At 72.3% G+C, this 15,446-nt stretch carries 16 protein-coding genes and 1 riboswitch; of the genes, 5 read left to right on the forward strand and 11 right to left on the reverse strand.

Annotated elements, in window-relative coordinates; translation table 11 throughout:
- Positions 1-174 precede the first annotated feature (174 nt).
- The 3 genes from ACFWIC_RS13090 (at position 175) to ACFWIC_RS13100 (ending at position 4,876) form a co-directional block, all read left to right on the forward strand.
- On the forward strand, positions 175-1,470 hold the full coding sequence (locus ACFWIC_RS13090) for an extracellular solute-binding protein (protein WP_329883103.1): 1,296 nt from the start codon (positions 175-177) through the stop codon (positions 1,468-1,470).
- A 293-nt stretch (positions 1,471-1,763) separates the two neighbouring features.
- Positions 1,764-2,816, forward strand: coding sequence for an SIS domain-containing protein (locus ACFWIC_RS13095; RefSeq protein WP_329952266.1), 1,053 nt, complete (start codon positions 1,764-1,766; stop codon positions 2,814-2,816).
- A 539-nt stretch (positions 2,817-3,355) separates the two neighbouring features.
- Positions 3,356-4,876: a PAS domain-containing sensor histidine kinase gene (locus tag ACFWIC_RS13100; RefSeq protein ID WP_329883101.1), complete on the forward strand. Its 1,521-nt coding sequence runs from the start codon at positions 3,356-3,358 to the stop codon at positions 4,874-4,876.
- Between the two features lie 438 nt (positions 4,877-5,314).
- Here the strand turns inward: ACFWIC_RS13100 and ACFWIC_RS13105 are convergent, their stop codons facing one another.
- Together ACFWIC_RS13105 and ACFWIC_RS13110 are read right to left on the reverse strand one after the other, a co-directional pair.
- Positions 5,315-5,566: a WhiB family transcriptional regulator gene (locus ACFWIC_RS13105; protein ID WP_014138019.1), complete on the reverse strand. Its 252-nt coding sequence runs from the start codon at positions 5,564-5,566 to the stop codon at positions 5,315-5,317.
- Positions 5,567-5,937: 371 nt separating this feature from the next.
- Positions 5,938-6,909: a diacylglycerol kinase family protein gene (locus ACFWIC_RS13110; RefSeq protein WP_329883100.1), complete on the reverse strand. Its 972-nt coding sequence runs from the start codon at positions 6,907-6,909 to the stop codon at positions 5,938-5,940.
- A gap of 50 nt (positions 6,910-6,959) precedes the next feature.
- Here ACFWIC_RS13110 and ACFWIC_RS13115 point away from each other — a divergent pair, with 50 nt between their 5' ends.
- Positions 6,960-7,388, forward strand: a complete 429-nt coding sequence (locus ACFWIC_RS13115; protein ID WP_380363217.1) for a hypothetical protein — start codon at positions 6,960-6,962, stop codon at positions 7,386-7,388.
- 67 nt (positions 7,389-7,455) lie between these two features.
- Here ACFWIC_RS13115 and ACFWIC_RS13120 read toward each other — a convergent pair whose 3' ends face one another.
- The 8 genes from ACFWIC_RS13120 to sodN form a co-directional block, all read right to left on the reverse strand.
- On the reverse strand, positions 7,456-8,484 hold the full coding sequence (locus ACFWIC_RS13120) for an RNA polymerase sigma factor SigF (RefSeq protein WP_329883098.1): 1,029 nt from the start codon (positions 8,482-8,484) through the stop codon (positions 7,456-7,458).
- 164 nt (positions 8,485-8,648) lie between these two features.
- Positions 8,649-9,059: an anti-sigma regulatory factor gene (locus tag ACFWIC_RS13125; protein WP_329883097.1), complete on the reverse strand. Its 411-nt coding sequence runs from the start codon at positions 9,057-9,059 to the stop codon at positions 8,649-8,651.
- Between the two features lie 277 nt (positions 9,060-9,336).
- Positions 9,337-9,813, reverse strand: coding sequence for a GNAT family N-acetyltransferase (locus ACFWIC_RS13130; protein ID WP_329883096.1), 477 nt, complete (start codon positions 9,811-9,813; stop codon positions 9,337-9,339).
- A gap of 9 nt (positions 9,814-9,822) precedes the next feature.
- The gene (locus tag ACFWIC_RS13135) at positions 9,823-10,206 is read right to left on the reverse strand and encodes a nuclear transport factor 2 family protein (RefSeq protein WP_355399372.1); all 384 of its coding nucleotides are present in this window, start codon (positions 10,204-10,206) and stop codon (positions 9,823-9,825) included.
- Positions 10,207-10,285: 79 nt separating this feature from the next.
- Complete coding sequence (locus ACFWIC_RS13140; RefSeq protein ID WP_329952262.1) at positions 10,286-11,281, reverse strand: ABC transporter substrate-binding protein; 996 nt, start codon at positions 11,279-11,281, stop codon at positions 10,286-10,288.
- A 28-nt stretch (positions 11,282-11,309) separates the two neighbouring features.
- Positions 11,310-12,131 (reverse strand): ABC transporter ATP-binding protein, encoded by an 822-nt coding sequence (locus ACFWIC_RS13145; RefSeq protein WP_380363224.1) that lies wholly within the window; start codon positions 12,129-12,131, stop codon positions 11,310-11,312.
- Positions 12,128-13,225, reverse strand: coding sequence for an iron ABC transporter permease (locus ACFWIC_RS13150; protein WP_355399368.1), 1,098 nt, complete (start codon positions 13,223-13,225; stop codon positions 12,128-12,130). Before ACFWIC_RS13150 ends, ACFWIC_RS13145 begins: the two co-directional genes overlap by 4 nt.
- 101 nt (positions 13,226-13,326) lie before the next feature.
- A riboswitch (cobalamin riboswitch) is annotated at positions 13,327-13,463 on the reverse strand.
- A gap of 141 nt (positions 13,464-13,604) precedes the next feature.
- The gene (sodN, locus tag ACFWIC_RS13155; RefSeq protein ID WP_030392857.1) at positions 13,605-14,000 is read right to left on the reverse strand and encodes a superoxide dismutase, Ni; all 396 of its coding nucleotides are present in this window, start codon (positions 13,998-14,000) and stop codon (positions 13,605-13,607) included.
- A 269-nt stretch (positions 14,001-14,269) separates the two neighbouring features.
- Between sodN and sodX the strand changes: the two genes are divergently transcribed.
- Positions 14,270-14,653, forward strand: coding sequence for a nickel-type superoxide dismutase maturation protease (gene sodX / locus ACFWIC_RS13160; RefSeq protein ID WP_380364793.1), 384 nt, complete (start codon positions 14,270-14,272; stop codon positions 14,651-14,653).
- A gap of 10 nt (positions 14,654-14,663) precedes the next feature.
- On the opposite strand, the gene ACFWIC_RS13165 is transcribed toward sodX, so the two are convergent.
- Complete coding sequence (locus ACFWIC_RS13165; RefSeq protein WP_329952260.1) at positions 14,664-15,254, reverse strand: CGNR zinc finger domain-containing protein; 591 nt, start codon at positions 15,252-15,254, stop codon at positions 14,664-14,666.
- Positions 15,255-15,446 lie beyond the last annotated feature (192 nt).

The following is a 15,446-nucleotide window of genomic DNA, read 5'->3' on the forward strand; positions in this document are numbered from 1 at the left end:
TAGGCCAGGCTCCAGTTCATCCGGTTCGAATTTCAATTTCACCGGATGTGGTATAGGCCCACCCCTAAGCTCTTCGCCGCCCCTCCCCGGACACCGTCCCGGCGGGCGCCACCACGCTGCCGGCGGGCACAGGCTCTAACACCCTCGGAGGATGGCGTGAAGATGCGTCGGCTCATGGCTACGGCCGGAATCATGGCGCTCGCGGTCGGACTGACGGCTTGTTCGTCGGGCGGCTCCGCGTCAAGCGACGCCAAGAACGCCTCGACGGACCCGAAGACCGCAACCGGCTCCGTCACCGTCTGGCTGATGGACGACGCCCAGAAGAGCTGGCCGGACCTCGTCCAGCGGGTGAACGACGACTTCGCCGCCAAGTACCCCAACGTCACCCTGAAGCTCGCCTACCAGGGTTGGGCCGACAAGGTGACGAAGCTGGACAAGGCGCTCGCCGACGGCACCGCCCCGGACGTCGTGGAGCTCGGCAACACCGAGACCATGAAGTACGTGCTGTCCGGCGCGCTGGCCCCGGTGGAGCGGAACACGTTCGACAACTCCGACTCCTGGATCAAGGCGCTCGCCAACACCTGCACCTACCAGGACAAGCTCTGGTGCGTGCCGTACTACGCGGGCGCCCGGGTCGCCATCTACAACTCGGCCGCCTTCCAGCAGGCCACCGGCAACGCCGAGTTCCCGAAGACCGAGGAAGAGCTGCGCACGGCGCTGGACAAGGTCGCCGACAAGAACAAGGCCGACCGCACCTACTCGTCGCTCTACCTGCCGGGCCCGTACTGGTACGCCGCGATGAGCTACGTCTCCGCGTACGGCGGCGCCATCGCCCGGTTCGACAGCGCGGGCAACTGGCACGGCACCCTGAGCGACCCCAAGTCCCAGCAGGGCATCACCCACTTCGTCGACCTGGTGCGCAAGTACAACAAGGGCGACCTCGCGGTGAACGAGCAGAACCAGTTCGAGTCGATGGCCCGCGGCCACGCGGCGGCGTTCTACGGCAACGGCTTCGAGTCCGCCAGCGTCACCGCGCCGGTCACCGGCGACCCGAGCCTGAAGGACGCCGTCAAGGTGGCCACCATGCCCGGCCCGGGCGGCAAGCCGCTGCCGACCTTCATCGGCGGCTCGGCCCTCGCCGTCACGTCCAAGTCGCCCTCGGCGGCGCTGGCCGCCGACTGGGTCCGGATGTTCACCAGCACCAAGTCCCAGCAGGCGCTCGCCGACAAGGACATCCTGCCGAACAACCTCACCCAGCTGAACCCGCTGAAGAACAAGCCGGCCACCGCCGCCGCGGCCAACGCCGTGCCGGACGCCTGGTTCACCCCGCTGGCCCCCGGCTGGGGCGCGGTGGAGAAGCAGAAGATCCTGCCGGACATGCTGACCGCGATCCTCAAGGGCAAGTCGGTGGACCAGGCCGCCAAGGAGGCCGACGCCGCGATCGACCAGCTGATCAACAAGGCGGGCTGACCGGACGGGCCGGCCGATCGACAGGGCCGGCCGATCGACAGGGCCGGCCGGTCGACCGGCCGGCAGGAGCCCCTCCCCGCACCGCGGGGAGGGGCTCCCGGCGCTTGCGGCCCCGTGGCCCCCGGGCCGGCCCGGACCTGCCGCGGACGGAGTTCTGATGTGCCCGGCGCGGACGCCCCCCGTAGGATTGCCGCAGATTCACCGCAGCGAGTGTGCGGACTCGCCGCCGTAGAGGTCTCCGCCGGGCACGCCCGCCCAGCGGGGTTGGACCACTCATCGGAGGCACATCCACGATGTCCGACACGCAGACCGTCCCTGGCCGGATCATGGCGGCGGAGATGGCCGAGCAGCCGGCCGTCCTGCAGCGGATCCTCGACGAGGGCGCTCCCAGGATCTTCGAGATCGCGTCCCGGATCGCTGCCCGCAACCCGCGCTTCGTCCTGCTCACCGCGCGCGGCACCTCAGACAACGCGGCGCTGTACGCCAAGTACCTGATCGAGATCCTGCTGGGCAAGCCGGCCGGGCTGACCTCGATGTCGACCACCACCGCGTACGGGGCCAAGCCCGACCTCTCGGACGTGCTGGTGATCACCGTCAGCCAGTCGGGCGGCTCGCCGGACCTGGTCGCCTCGACCAAGGCGGCCCGTGAGGCCGGCGCCATCACCCTCGCGGTCACCAACAACGCCGGCTCGCCGCTGGCCGAGGTCTCCGAGTTCCACATCGACGTGCTGGCCGGGCCCGAGAAGGCGCTGCCCGCCACCAAGACCTACACCGCCGAGCTGCTGGCCCTCTACCTGCTCGTCGAGGGCCTGCGCGGCGGCGACGGCGCGGCCGCCAAGGACCTGCCGTCGCTGGCCGCGGGGGTGCTCGCCCGCCAGGGCGAGGTCAAGGCCCTGGCCGAGCGCTACCGCTTCGCCCAGCGCCTGGTCATCACCTCGCGCGGCTACGGCTACCCGACCGCCCGCGAGGCGGCCCTGAAGCTCATGGAGACCACCTACATCCCCGCCTCCCCGTTCTCCGGCGCCGACCTGCTGCACGGCCCGCTGGCCATGGTGGACAACGTCTCGCCGGTCATCGCGATCGTGCCGGACGGCAAGGGCGGCGAGGCCCTGCAGCCGGTCCTGGACCGGCTGCGCGGCCGCGGCGCGGACCTGGTCGTGGTGGGCCAGCAGGCGCAGGTGGACGCCGCCTCCGGGGGCTTCGCGCTGCCGGCCGGCGTGCCCGAGGAGGTCCAGCCGATCCTGGAGATCCTGCCGCTCCAGCTGCTGGCCTACGAGGTCACCATCGCCCGCGGCCAGGACCCGGACGCCCCCCGCGCGCTCGCCAAGGTCACCGAGACCCACTGACGGCCGCCGCGGACGAAGAACGCCGGTCCCCCGTCCACAGCCTGTGGACGGGGGACCGGCGTTTCGCGTGCGGTGCGCGGCGCGGCGGAAGCCTGCGGAAAGCACTACGGGCCACGGCGCCGACACGGGACCCTCAACCCTCCCTCCTTGCCCGCCGACGGGCAGGAGGGGCCCATGGCACCGCAGCCCGGAGCTGTCGTCGGGCGCGGGCGCGGGTGACCGGAGGGGGAAAGCACTACGGGCCACGGCGCCGACACGGGACCCTCAACCCATGCGGCACCGCAGCCCGGAGCTGTCGTCGGGCACCGGGGACGACCGAGAACTGTGCGGGGTCCTCGCTCGGCGGCGTCCGACCGAGGAGTGGCCTCGCGCGGTCAGGGCAGTTGCGCGGTGGGCCTCTCCTTGGTGCCCTTTCATTGTGGACTAGACCAATCTGGGTTGTCCAGGGCTCCCCGAAAATTGGTCTGGACAACCTTCGGGGGCGTCCGACCGGCGGGTGCGCCGGGCCTGCCCCGGCCCCCTGGAGCTACCCTCGCCATGTGCCCTCGCTGAACGAACTCGTCCGCCGCCACACCACCCTGACCGGTGCCGATGTGGAGTGGCTCCACATGCTGGTCTCGGAGTGGCAGCTGCTCTCCGACCTCTCCTTCGCCGACCTGGTGCTGTGGATCCCCACCTGGGACGGCATCCGCTACGTCTCGGTGGCCCAGATGCGGCCCAACACCGGCCCCACCTCGTACCAGGACGACATGGTCGGCCACCTCGTCCCGCGCGGTCGCCGACCGCTGCTGGACGCCGCCTTCGACGAGGGCCGGATCGTGCGCGAGGGCGACCCCGAGTGGCGCGAGGAGGTGCCGGTCCGGGTCGAGTCGATCCCGGTGCGCCGTGAGGGCAAGGTGCTCGGCGTGATCGCCCGCAACACCAACCTGCTGACCGTACGGACGCCCAGCCGGCTGGAGCTCACCTACCTGCAGAGCGCCTCCGACCTGGCCCAGATGATCGCGGCCGGCACCTTCCCGTACCCCGGCGTCGAGCAGGCCGACATGGACGCCGCGCCCCGGGTCGGTGACGGCCTGATCCGCCTCGACGCGGACGGCATCGTCACCTACGCGAGCCCGAACGCGCTCTCCGCCTACCACCGGCTCGGCCTCACCACCGACCTGGTCGGCAGTCACCTGGGCCGGGCCACCGCGGACCTGGTGCCGCCCTCCCGGGCCGCCGTGCACGAGGCGCTGGTGAAGCTCGCGAGCGGCTGGGCGCCCCGGCAGACCGAGGTGGAGGTCCAGGGCGGGGTGGTGACCCTGCGGGCCATCCCGCTCAAGCCGAAGGGCGCCCTGACCGGCTCACTGGTGCTCTGCCGGGACGTCACCGAACTGCGGCGCCGCGACCGCGAACTGATGACCAAGGACGCCACCATCCGGGAGATCCACCACCGGGTGAAGAACAACCTCCAGACCGTCGCCGCGCTGTTGCGCCTGCAGTCCCGCCGGATGGAGTCGGAGGCCGGCCGGGCCGCGCTGGACGAGGCGGTCCGCCGGGTCGGCTCGATCGCGATCGTGCACGAGACGCTCTCCCAGGCGCTGGACGAGAAGGTGACCTTCGACGAGATCGCCGACCGGGTGCTGGCCATGGTGATGGAGCTCTCCCAGGACGGCCGGGTGGCGACCCGCCGCAGCGGTAGCTTCGGCATCCTCTCCGCCGAGGTGGCGACCCCGCTCGCGATGGTGTTGACCGAGCTGCTGCAGAACGCGCTGGAGCACGCCTTCGGCCCGTCCTCCTCCGGGAACCTGGAGGTCAGCGCGCTGCGCGGGCGGGCGCCGTCCACCGGCATGGGCTGGTCGGACAGTTGGAACGGCGGGGCCCGTCCGGAGGAGTACCTGCTGATCACCGTGCAGGACGACGGCCGCGGCGTGCCGGAGGGCTTCGACCCGCAGCAGTCGGGCAACCTCGGGCTGCAGATCGTCCGGACCCTGGCCACCGGTGAGCTCGGCGGCACCTTCGACATGGTGGCCGGTCCGAACGGGGGTACGAAGGTCGTGCTGGAGATCCCGGTCCGCTGAGAGTCGCGGGGAGCGGCGCGGGGAGAGGGCCCGGGAGGGCCGGGGAAGTTCGGGGGAAGCGCAGAGACGCGCGAAGGGGGCGTGCAGTCGGCGAACGCGCCGGGTGCACGCCTTTTTCCGTACCGGGAAACAGAAACGAGGCCCTGTCGACCGGGGGGGGTGGGTCGACAGGGCCTCTCAACCCGTTCCGGCCGTCGGGGGGAGTCGGCCGGAACGGGGGCTCTGAGTGGTGCGACACCACACCGATGCGTTGCACACGGTGAGCGCCACAGCTCCACAATATTGCTCTAAGTGAACAGTATCAAGTGCCTGGGCGGGTCGGTGTCGCAGGACCTCGTCGAGCAAGGTCCTTTGTACGGAAGGCTTCGCCAGGAAGTGCAGGGAAGCCTTTGATCATGTGTTGATCGGTCTTGCTGTCACTGCTGCTACGGCGTGTGATCAGGCGGTGCGGGCGCGGTTGCGGGCGGCACGGCGCTTCATCGCGCGGCGCTCGTCCTCACTCATACCGCCCCAAACGCCGGCGTCCTGACCGGTCTCGAGGGCCCACTGGAGGCACTGCTCCATGACCGGACAGCGGCGGCACACGGCCTTGGCTTCCTCGATCTGCAGCAGAGCGGGACCGGTGTTCCCGATCGGGAAAAACAGCTCCGGGTCCTCTTCGCGGCAGACAGCGCGGTGGCGCCAGTCCATGGTCGTCCAACTCCTCCTGCCGGCGGGGGCTGCCCGGTCGGCGTCATCGATGGGGTTTGTGAATGTGAACGCTTTCACGAATCCCGCAACAGCAAAAGAGACCAAAGGCCCATCGGGCCCGGGAGGTCTGTGCTGGGGAGGGATTCGGCGGTTCGAGGGACGCTCCGCGGTCGGCATCCAACAGGTTCTGAGGTTGCCGTCGCTGCGATGTGTCCCGATCGCCATGTAGAGGTTCGCAAACCTCGGGCCCGGATACAACCCCCTTCAGGAAGGAATTTTTGATTCTTCGGTGTCGCCTAGCTCACAGCCAGTACTTCTATGGAGTGAAGGGGGCTTGTGCGTTCGAGAAGAAGGGCGAAGCCCCCTTCCAGTCACACAATCACACGCAGTGCCCGCCGTACGCCTGTGAAACTGACGCGACTCCTGGATCCAAGGTGATCCCCGTCGACCTGGAATGGGGCCGGTTCCTCTGAAACCAAGGTGAAGTGCCGGACGTCGTGATAGGTGACGACGTGCTTCCCGGAGGGGCCGGGCGGCGGGGTGTCATCGCTCGAAGGCCCGTGCGACCGCAGGATCTGACGGACCGTTCGAGCCGTACCGAACGCCGTCATCCGGGTGATGCCGAAGACGTCGAGGTCCGCGTCGAAGGAGGCGAGCGGTGAGGGATAGACCGGGCGGTTGCCCAGGAACGTCCACGGCGAGGTGTTGCTGACTATCGCCAGCGCCAGGCCCGGAACCGGTGCGCGGCCCGCCAGTTCCAGCGTGACCGGGCCCGATCTGCGCTGCTCACGCTGGGTGACGAAGTGCCGGAGCGCCTGGGTGACGTAGAGCGCGTGCGTGGACTTGCGCCCCGCCCGGCGCTGCTCCTCCACCCGGCCGACCACGCCGGCGTCGAAGCCGAGGCCCGCGGTGAACGTGAACCAGCGGTCCGGCAGGCCCTCGGTCATCGCCTTGCCCAGCCCGATCGGCCGCTCGCTGCGGCTCTCCAGGGCGGCCAGCAGCGCACCGGTCGCCTCGACCGGGTCGTTGGGCAGGCCCAGGGCGCGCGCGAACACGTTGGTCGAGCCGCCGGGCACCACGGCCAGCCGGGGGACCTTCTCGCCCGGGCCGTGCGAGAGCAGTCCGTTGACCACCTCGTTGACGGTGCCGTCCCCGCCGAGCGCCACCACCAGGTCGACCGCGCCGTCGTCCACCGCCTCGCGGGCCAGGTCACGTGCGTGGCCGCGGTACTCGGTCTGCGCCACCTCCAGCTTGAGGTCGCTGCGCAGGGCGTGGATCAGGACATCCCTGGTGCGGCCACTGGTGGTGGTCGCTTTCGGATTGACGACCAGGAGAGCGCGCATGTGCTCAGCCTACGGGTCGGTACGGACCGGTCGGCGGCTACCCTGCTGGAGTGACCGCAGAATCCACCGCACCCGTCCCCGCGCCCGGCTCCGCGCGGCCCACGGCGCTCACCCTGGGCGCCGCCATCACCGCACTGGAGGGCGCCGCGCTGGCCGTCGTCGGCGTCTGGGACATGGTCGCCGCGCTGTCCGGCGAGTCCAAGCAGCTCGCCCTGAACGAGTTCGGCGGCCTGGTGATCGTACTGCTCGGCGTCCTGCCGCTGCTGGCCGCCCGGGCGCTGCTCAAGGGCCGCCGCTGGGGCCGCAGCCCGGCCGTGCTGACCAACTCGACCTGCCTGCCGGTGGCGTACTACATGTGGCAGAGCGGCGGTCCGATGGCCGCCGTGGCGCTGGCCGTCGCCGCGATCGGCCTGACCGGCATCGGCGCGCTGCTCAGCCCGAGGGCGACGGAGGCCCTCTACGCTCCGCACGAGGGCTGAGCACAGAGGGCCGAAGGCCCGGTGGCCGCCCGTCGGGCGGCCACCGGTGGGGCGTGCCGGGCGCGCCCTACTCCTCCACCAGGAGCTTCTCCCGCAGCTGGGCGAGGGTCCGGGCGAGCAGCCGGGAGACGTGCATCTGGGAGATGCCCACCTCGGCGGCGATCTGCGACTGGGTCATGTTCCGGAAGAACCGCAGCACCAGGATCTTCTGCTCCCGGGGCGGCAGTTGGGCCAGCAGTGGCTTGAGCGACTCGCGGTACTCGACGCCCTCCAGGGCCTCGTCGGTGGTGCCCAGGGTGTCCGCGACGGCCGGCGACTCGTCGTCGCTGTCCGGCACGTCCAGCGAGAGCGTGGAGTACGCGTTGGCGGACTCCAGACCCTCCAGCACGTCCTCCTCGGAGATCCCCAGGTGCTCGGCCAGCTCGTGCACCGTGGGGGAGCGGCCGTGCCGCTGGGAGAGCTCGCTGGTCGCCGTGGTCAGCGAGAGCCGCAGCTCCTGGAGCCGGCGCGGTACCCGGACCGCCCAGCCCTTGTCGCGGAAGTGCCGCTTGATCTCGCCGACGATCGTCGGCGTCGCGTAGGTGGAGAACTCGACCCCGCGCTCGTGGTCGAAGCGGTCCACCGACTTGATCAGGCCGATGGTGGCGACCTGGGTCAGGTCGTCCAGCGGCTCGCCGCGGTTGCGGAACCGCCGGGCCAGGTGCTCGACCAGCGGGATGTGCATGCGCACCAGCTGGTTGCGCAGCTCGACGCGCTCCGAGGAGCCGTCGGGCAGCGCGGACAGCCGGACGAACAGCGCCCGGGCCGCTTCGCGGTCCGGTGCACCGCTGCGGTGCGGGGTCTGGGCGGGCACCGCGGCGCGCAGCGCCTCGGCAGCCTGCTCGGCCGTGTCGGCCGCCGTGGCCGCCTCGTCCGGGAGGTCCGCGGCCTGCGGCTCGGGCGTGGGCGACGGATCGGGCGTCGGCTCGGTCGGCTGGCTCATCCGCTGGGCGTCCTTCGGGTGCGCTTCGTCGTTGGCGGCGAGGCCGGGCATGCTCGCCTGGGTCGGTACGGCAGGGCCCGCCGTCGCGAGGCCGGTACGGTCCAGATCACTCACGGCCATTCCCCCGTTCCGTTCCGGGAGCGCCGGGGCCGCCGGCCCCGGTTCGTCTCGATGGTCGTACCGCCCGGTGGGGGCGGTACGGGGAGCCGCCCGCCGGCCCGGGTGGGTACCGGGCGGACGGCTCTCGGTCGGTGCTGCCGCGATCTCTCGCGGCGGCACTAGTGGGTGGCGGGGCCGCCACGCTTCTTGTGCAGGCTGATCGACACGGTGTTGTCCTCGGCGACCGTGGACTCCACCTCGCCGGCCAGGGCCGAGAGCACCGTCCAGGCGAAGGTGTCCCGCTCGGGGGCCCGGCCGTCGGTGGTCGGCGCCGAGACGATCACCTTCAGCGAGTCGCCGACCAGTCGGAACTCGCAGGAGAGGACCGAACCGGGGACGGCCTGCTGGAGCAGGATGGCGCACGCCTCGTCGACCGCGATGCGCAGGTCCTCGATCTCGTCCAGCGTGAAGTCCAGCCGGGCCGCCAGGCCCGCCGTGGCTGTTCGCAGGACCGAGAGGTAGGCGCCCGCAGCGGGCAGCCGGACCTCCACGAAGTCCTGCACTCCGGGCTCGCCGTCGATCTGGGACACCCTCACCTCCTGGGTGACGCGCTGTGCTTCCGGGCCGGTGGCCGCGGCACTGTCTGTTGCTTGGCTCAACTGCTTCGCCCCAACTGTCCAGAGGGGTGGTGCGGTACGTACCGGTCATACCCCTCAAGGAGTGGCCGGACGCCGCGCGTCCGTCCGAGACGTTACCGCTTTCCTGACCCGGTACGGGAGTCACTCATGGTAAGGCATCGCGACGCAGGGTGGCAGTGGTCGGACGCGGGCCTTGCATGCCGTCCGTGCGCGCCCCCGCGCGCCGGTTTCAGCGGGTGCCGGCGGCGGCGAGCGCGTCGCCGGTGAGCCGGTAGACGGTCCAGCCGTCCATCGGCACCGCGCCGAGCGCCTTGTAGAAGTCGATCGAGGGCTCGTTCCAGTCCAGCACCGACCACTCCACCCGGGAGTAGCCGCGCTCGACGGCGATCCGCGCCAGTTCCAGCAGCAGCGCCTTGCCGTGGCCGCCGCCGCGGGCCTCCGGGCGGACGTAGAGGTCCTCCAGGTAGACGCCGTGGGTGCCGCGCCAGGTCGAGAAGTTGCGGAACCAGAGCGCGAAGCCGACCGGCTCGCCGGTGGTGTCGTCCTCGGCGATCAGGCCGAACACGGCCGGCTCGGCGCCGAACAGCGCGTCGTGCAGCTGGTCGTCGGTGGCCACGGCCTCGTCGGGGGCCTTCTCGTACGTCGCGAGCTCGTGGATCAGGGTGCGGATGAGCGGAACGTCGGTGGCGACGGCGGTGCGGATCATGGCACGAGCCTACTGGGCCGGTTCGTTCTCGTCCCAGGCCTGGACGGAGGTCTGGTCGACGATCCGCCCGTCGCGCAGGTCCGCGACCGAGCTGACCAGCACCCGGACGCCGTCCGGGTAGCGGCAGGACTCCAGGAAGGCGAGGCGGTCGTCCTGGAGCACCACCTGTTCCAGCCGGTGGGTGGTCTGCCGGCCGTAGAGGTCGTCCAGCAGGGCGCCGATCTCGTCCCGGCCGTGCATGACCAGGGGGTGGCTGGGCTGGGTGGTGCGGTCGACCACGCGGACCTCGGCGTCGTCCGCGTAGAGCGCCAGCAGGGCCGCGGCGTCGGCGTGTTCGATGCCCTGGCGAAGGGCTCCGGTGTCGAAGGCGGGCGGTGCGGCCATGGCGGTCATGTGCTCGCTCCTGCGGTCGGTTCCGTCGGCTCGTACCTTCGAGCGTACGCCCGGCGGAACCGGCCGGAGGGGCGGTGGTTCAGCGGGCCGGCACGGTCCGCAGGTAGGCCGCCAGCGCGGTGATCGCGGCCGGGTTGCGCGGGCTCTCCACCAGGTCGACGTAGTCCAGGACGAAGATCCGGTCGTTGCGGACGGCGGAGACGCCGGCCAGCGGCGGGAAGGTCTTCAGGAACTTCCGCTTGGCCTCGGCGTCCGGGGTGCCGTAGTTGTTGATCACGATCACCTCGGGGTCGCGCTGGACCACGCTCTCCCAGCCCACCGTGGTCCAGGAGTCGGCGACGTCGCCCGTCACGTTCCGGCCGCCGGCCTTGGAGATGATCTCCTCCGGCGCCGCGAACCTCCCCGAGGTGAACGGCTTGTCCTCGCCGCTGTCGTAGAGGAACACGCCGGGGCGGTACGCCGGCTCCGGCACGGCGGCCACCTGGGTCTTGAACTCGGCGATCAGCTTGTCGGCCCGGTCCCGCACGTCGAAGATCTCGCCCAGGTTGGCGAGGTCCGTGTAGAGCGCGTCCAGCGGGGCCATCACGCCGCGCTCCGGGCCCTTGCCGCTGCGGCAGGACTCGCTGAGCACGTAGGAGGCGACACCCAGGTCGGCCAGGGCCTGCGGGGTGACGCCGCTCGCGTCGTCGAAGCCGTAGTGCCAGCCGGCGAAGACCAGGTCGGCCTTGGCCTCCAGCGCGATCTCCTTGGTGATCTGCTTCTTGGAGAGCCAGGTGGTCCGCTGGTAGCCGTCCTTCCAGGCGACCTTCTCGACGTCGCCCTTGTCGTCCGGCATGACGTAGCCGGCCATCCGGTCCTCCAGCCCGAGCGCGAGCATCAGCTCGGTGATGCCGACGTCGTTGGTCACCGTCCGCGCCGGCTTCTGCCGGAAGGTGAGCTCGGTGCCGCAGTTGCGGACGGTCACCGGGTAGTGGGCGGAGGCGGTGGCGCCGTCACCGCTCGGGGCTATCTCGGCGCCGCAGCCGGTGAGGGCGAGGGCGAGCAGGGCGGCGGCGGCAACGGCTTTGGTACGCATGGCGGTTCCTTGCTGGATCAACGGGGGGTCACTTGGCGAGTCGGTCGAAGAGCAGCTGGACGGCGCCGGTCCCCGGGTGCCGGACGGGCGTCGCGCGGACCCCGAACACCTCGGCGAGCAGTCCGGGTTCGAGCACCTCGGCGGGCGGTCCGGAGGCGACGATCCGCCCGGCCGCGACCACGTACAGCAGGTCGCAGTGGCCGGCCGCCAGGTTGAGGTCGTGCAGCGCGGTGAGTACCGTCGGCCCGGCCTCCCGGACCAGCGCCAGCACCTCCAACTGGTGCGCGATGTCCAGGTGGTTGGTGGGCTCGTCGAGCACCAGCACCTTCGGCTCCTGGACCAGCGCGCGGGCGATCAGCACCCGCTGCTTCTCGCCGCCGGACAGGCTCAGGAAGCCCCGTTCGGCGAGGTGGGCCGCACCCACCCGGCGCAGCGCCGCGGCGCACCGCTCGCCGTCGCCGGCGGCGGGCCCGGCGGCCGGGCCGCGCCGGTGCGGCAGCCGGCCCATGGCGACCACCTCGGCCACGGTGAAGTCGAACTCGGCGGAGTGCTCCTGGGGCAGCGCGGCGACCCGCCGGGCGGCCTCGCGCGCGGTGAGCGCGTGCAGTTCCTCGCCGCCCAGCCGGACGGCCCCGGCGGCGGGCCGCAGCGCCCGGTAGACGCAGCGCAGCAGCGTGGACTTGCCGCTGCCGTTCGGTCCGACCAGGCCGACCACCTGCCCGGCGGCGGCGGTCAGGGTGACGTCGTGGACCAGCCGGAGGCCGGCCAGCTCGACCGAGACGCGGTCGACGGCGAGGTCCAGGGCGGGGTCCGCGGTGAGGTCGGGGACGGTCGTGCGGACGGCCCTCATCGGCCACCTCCGAAGGAGTAGCCGCGGCGGCGCATCAGCAGCAGGAAGCAGGGCACCCCGAGAGCCGCGGTGACCACCCCGACCGGAAGTTCGGCGGGGGCCAGCAGGGTGCGCGAGACGATGTCCACCCAGACCAGCAGCAGGGCCCCGGCGAGCGGCGCGATCAGCAGCACCCGGCGGTGGCCGGCGCCGACCAGCATCCGCACCACGTGCGGGACCATCAGCCCGACGAAGCCGATCGCGCCGCTGACCGCGACGACCGTGCCGGTGACGGCGGCGGTCACGACGAACAGTTCGCGGCGCAGCCGGTCCGGGTCGACTCCGAGCGAGGCGGCCGTCTCGTCGCCCATCGCGAGCGCGTCCAGCCGCCCGGCGGAGCAGATCAGGTGGGTCAGTCCGGCGAGCACGGTGACGGCGGCGATCGGCACCGAGCCCCAGGTGGCCCCGCCGAGGCTGCCGAGCAGCCACATCATGGCGGAGCGGGCGGCCTCGCCGCGGGCGGCGGCGAACACCATCAGCGCGGTGACGGCGGAGAAGCCGTAGGACATCGCGGTGCCGGTCAGCACCAGGCGCAGCGGGGTGAGGCCGTAGGCGGTACGGGCCGTCAGGTAGACGAGCACCATGGCGAGCAGGGCCGCGCCGAAGGCGGAGACGGAGAGCGCCCAGACGCCGAGCGAGGCGAAGGCGCCCAGCATGAGCACGGCGTTGGCGCCGACCGAGGCACCGGAGGAGATGCCGAGCACGAAGGGGTCGGCCAGCGCGTTGCGGACCATCGCCTGGACCGCGACCCCGGTGGCGGCCAGTCCGGCGCCGACCACGGCGGCGAGGACGGCACGCGGCAGCCGGATCTCCCAGACGATCGCGTAGGCGGCGGCCTCGTCGGCCTCCAGCCGGCCGCCGGTCAGGCCGGCGCCGAGCAGTCGCAGCACCCGGGCCCAGCCGAGTCCGGAGGAGCCCACCGCCACGGCGCAGACCAGCGAGAGCAGCAGGGCCGCGGCCAGGCCGGCGGCCAGCGGCGCGGTGGGTGTCCGGCGTGTCCCGGGCGCGGGCGGCGCGGCGGCCGGTATCGGGGGTGCGGTGGCGGTGGTGCTCACAAGCGGCGCGCCTTCGCCTCGGGCCGGGGCGGCGCGGGGCGGCACGTCCGGGCGGAGGGTACGCCGGGGCGGCATCCCCTCGCAGTCCACGGCGAGTTGTCGGGAGGTCGGCGCCCCGGGGCGGTCGGACTCACGGTGCGGGGCACCGTTCACCGTTGCGGGTCAGCGCCGGATTCGCACCGGCTTCCCCTCGGGACGCCCAGGCAGCATAACAAGCGCTCCGGTCAGGTAACCCTTACCGGGGCGGGCGCGGACGCGGACCGCCCGGGCAGGCCGCGGACGCGGGCCTGGGCGGCGGCGGGGCCCGACCCGCGGAGAACGCACGGCCGCCCCCGTCCGGCGGTGCGGACGGGGGCGGCCGAGGGGTGCTGACCGGGGGTCAGCCCTGCTTGGTCTCCCAGAAGATCTTGTCGACCTCGGCGATCAGGTCGAGCAGGGCCTGGCCGGTGGCCGGGTCGGTCGACGCCTTGGCTGCCGAGGCGGCCTTCAGGGTGTCGTTGATCAGCTGGTGCAGCTGCGGGTACTTCTCGAAGTGCGGGGCCTTGAAGTAGTCGCTCCAGAGCACCGAGATGTGGTGCTTGACGGCCTCCGCGCGCTGCTCCTTGATGATGACGGCGCGGGCGCGGAAGTGCGCGTCCTCGTTGGCCTGGTACTTCTCCTGAGTGGCCTTCACCGACTCGGCCTCGATCCGCGCCTGGGCGGGGTCGTACACGCCGCAGGGCAGGTCGCAGTGGGCGTGCGCGGTGGCACGCGGTGCAAACAGACGAGAGAACATGGGAGTCCTTCCTTAGATCGTCTTCCCGCGGCCGAGATTACCCCGCCGGTCGCGGGGTTTCGCGATCGGGCGGCGGGCCTAGGGCAAAAGGCCGAGCCGGAACCCGGCCAATCCGGACACCGGCGGGTGACGGTCCGTACGGCAGACTTGGGAGCCGAGGACGCGGGCGCGAGCCGGGAGGACGAGTCGTGGCACGGAGCGCGGAACCGGAGGACGGCACCCCGGGGGGCGGCGCGCCGTTCGGGCTGATCGACGTGGCGGGCGACTCGATGGTGCCGACGCTGCGGGAGGGGGACCAGCTGCTGGTCCGGTACGGAGCACGGATCAGGCCGGGCGCGGTGGTGGTGTTCCGTCACCCGTTCCAGCAGGACCTGCTGGTGGTCAAACGGGCCGACGCCCGGCGCCCCAAGGGCTGGTGGCTGCTCTCCGACAACCGGCCGGTCGACAGCGACAGCCGCAGCTACGGCGCGGTCCCGGACGAGCTGGTGCTCGGCCGGGTGCTGCTGCGGCTGCGCCCGCGCCCGGCCTGGCTGGCCCCCGGCCGCGGGCTGGAGCGCCTGCTGCTCTCCACCCCGCTGGCCCGGATCCCCGGCCTGGCCCGGCGCTGCGGCGTCTGGGTCCGCCCGGAGGAGATCCGGGGGAGCCGGGCGTAGGTCCGGGCCCTCAGCCCTGGCCGGCGGTGGCGGCCTCCTGGGCCTCCAGCCGCTTGCGGGCCCGGTAGGCGGCGACGTTGGCGCGGGTCGCGCAGCGGTCGGAGCAGTACCGCCGGGACCGGTTGGTCGAGGTGTCCAGGTAGGAGTTGCGGCAGGGTGCGGCCTGGCAGATGCCGAGCCGGTCGGCGCCCGTCTCGGTCAGGTGGACGGCCAGGCCCATGCAGGCGACGGCGCTGAAGTGCGCGGTGGCGGTGGGGGAGTTGTCGGCGAGGTGCAGGTGCCAGCGGGGCTGGCCGGCGGCGTCCAGGTAGTCGTGGCCGGAGACCAGCGGGCTGACCGGGAACTCCATGAGCAGGCTGTTCAGCAGGTCGACGCTGCGGAACTCGTCGCCCTCGGCGGCGGCCTCGAAGACTCCGCGCAGCCGGGTGCGGACGGCCCGCAGCCGGGGCAGGTCGGATTCGTCGGCGAGGTCGCGGGCCCGGGACGCGTCCGAGAACAGTCCGCGCACCGCATCCACCGAGGTCAGCGAGTCGGTGCCGCGCTCGGGCTCCTCGGTGTTCACCAGCCGGACGGCCAGATCGGCGTACGAGGCGAGCTCCACGGGGGTCCTTCCAGGGGTTGGTAACGGGCTGACTGCGTCCAGCCTATTACCTGTGCGGGGAAAACGTCGGGGGGCCGCCGGGGGGGGCGGGGCGGGGCCCCCCGGGGGGGGGGGGTGGGGTTCGGGGGGGGGGGGGTTGTTCTTGGGGGGGTCCCGGGGGGGGTCGTTGGGGGGGGGGGGGGGGGTGGGGGG

This window comes from Kitasatospora sp. NPDC127035, from assembly GCF_042726075.1.
In the GTDB taxonomy this organism is placed as follows: domain Bacteria; phylum Actinomycetota; class Actinomycetes; order Streptomycetales; family Streptomycetaceae; genus Kitasatospora.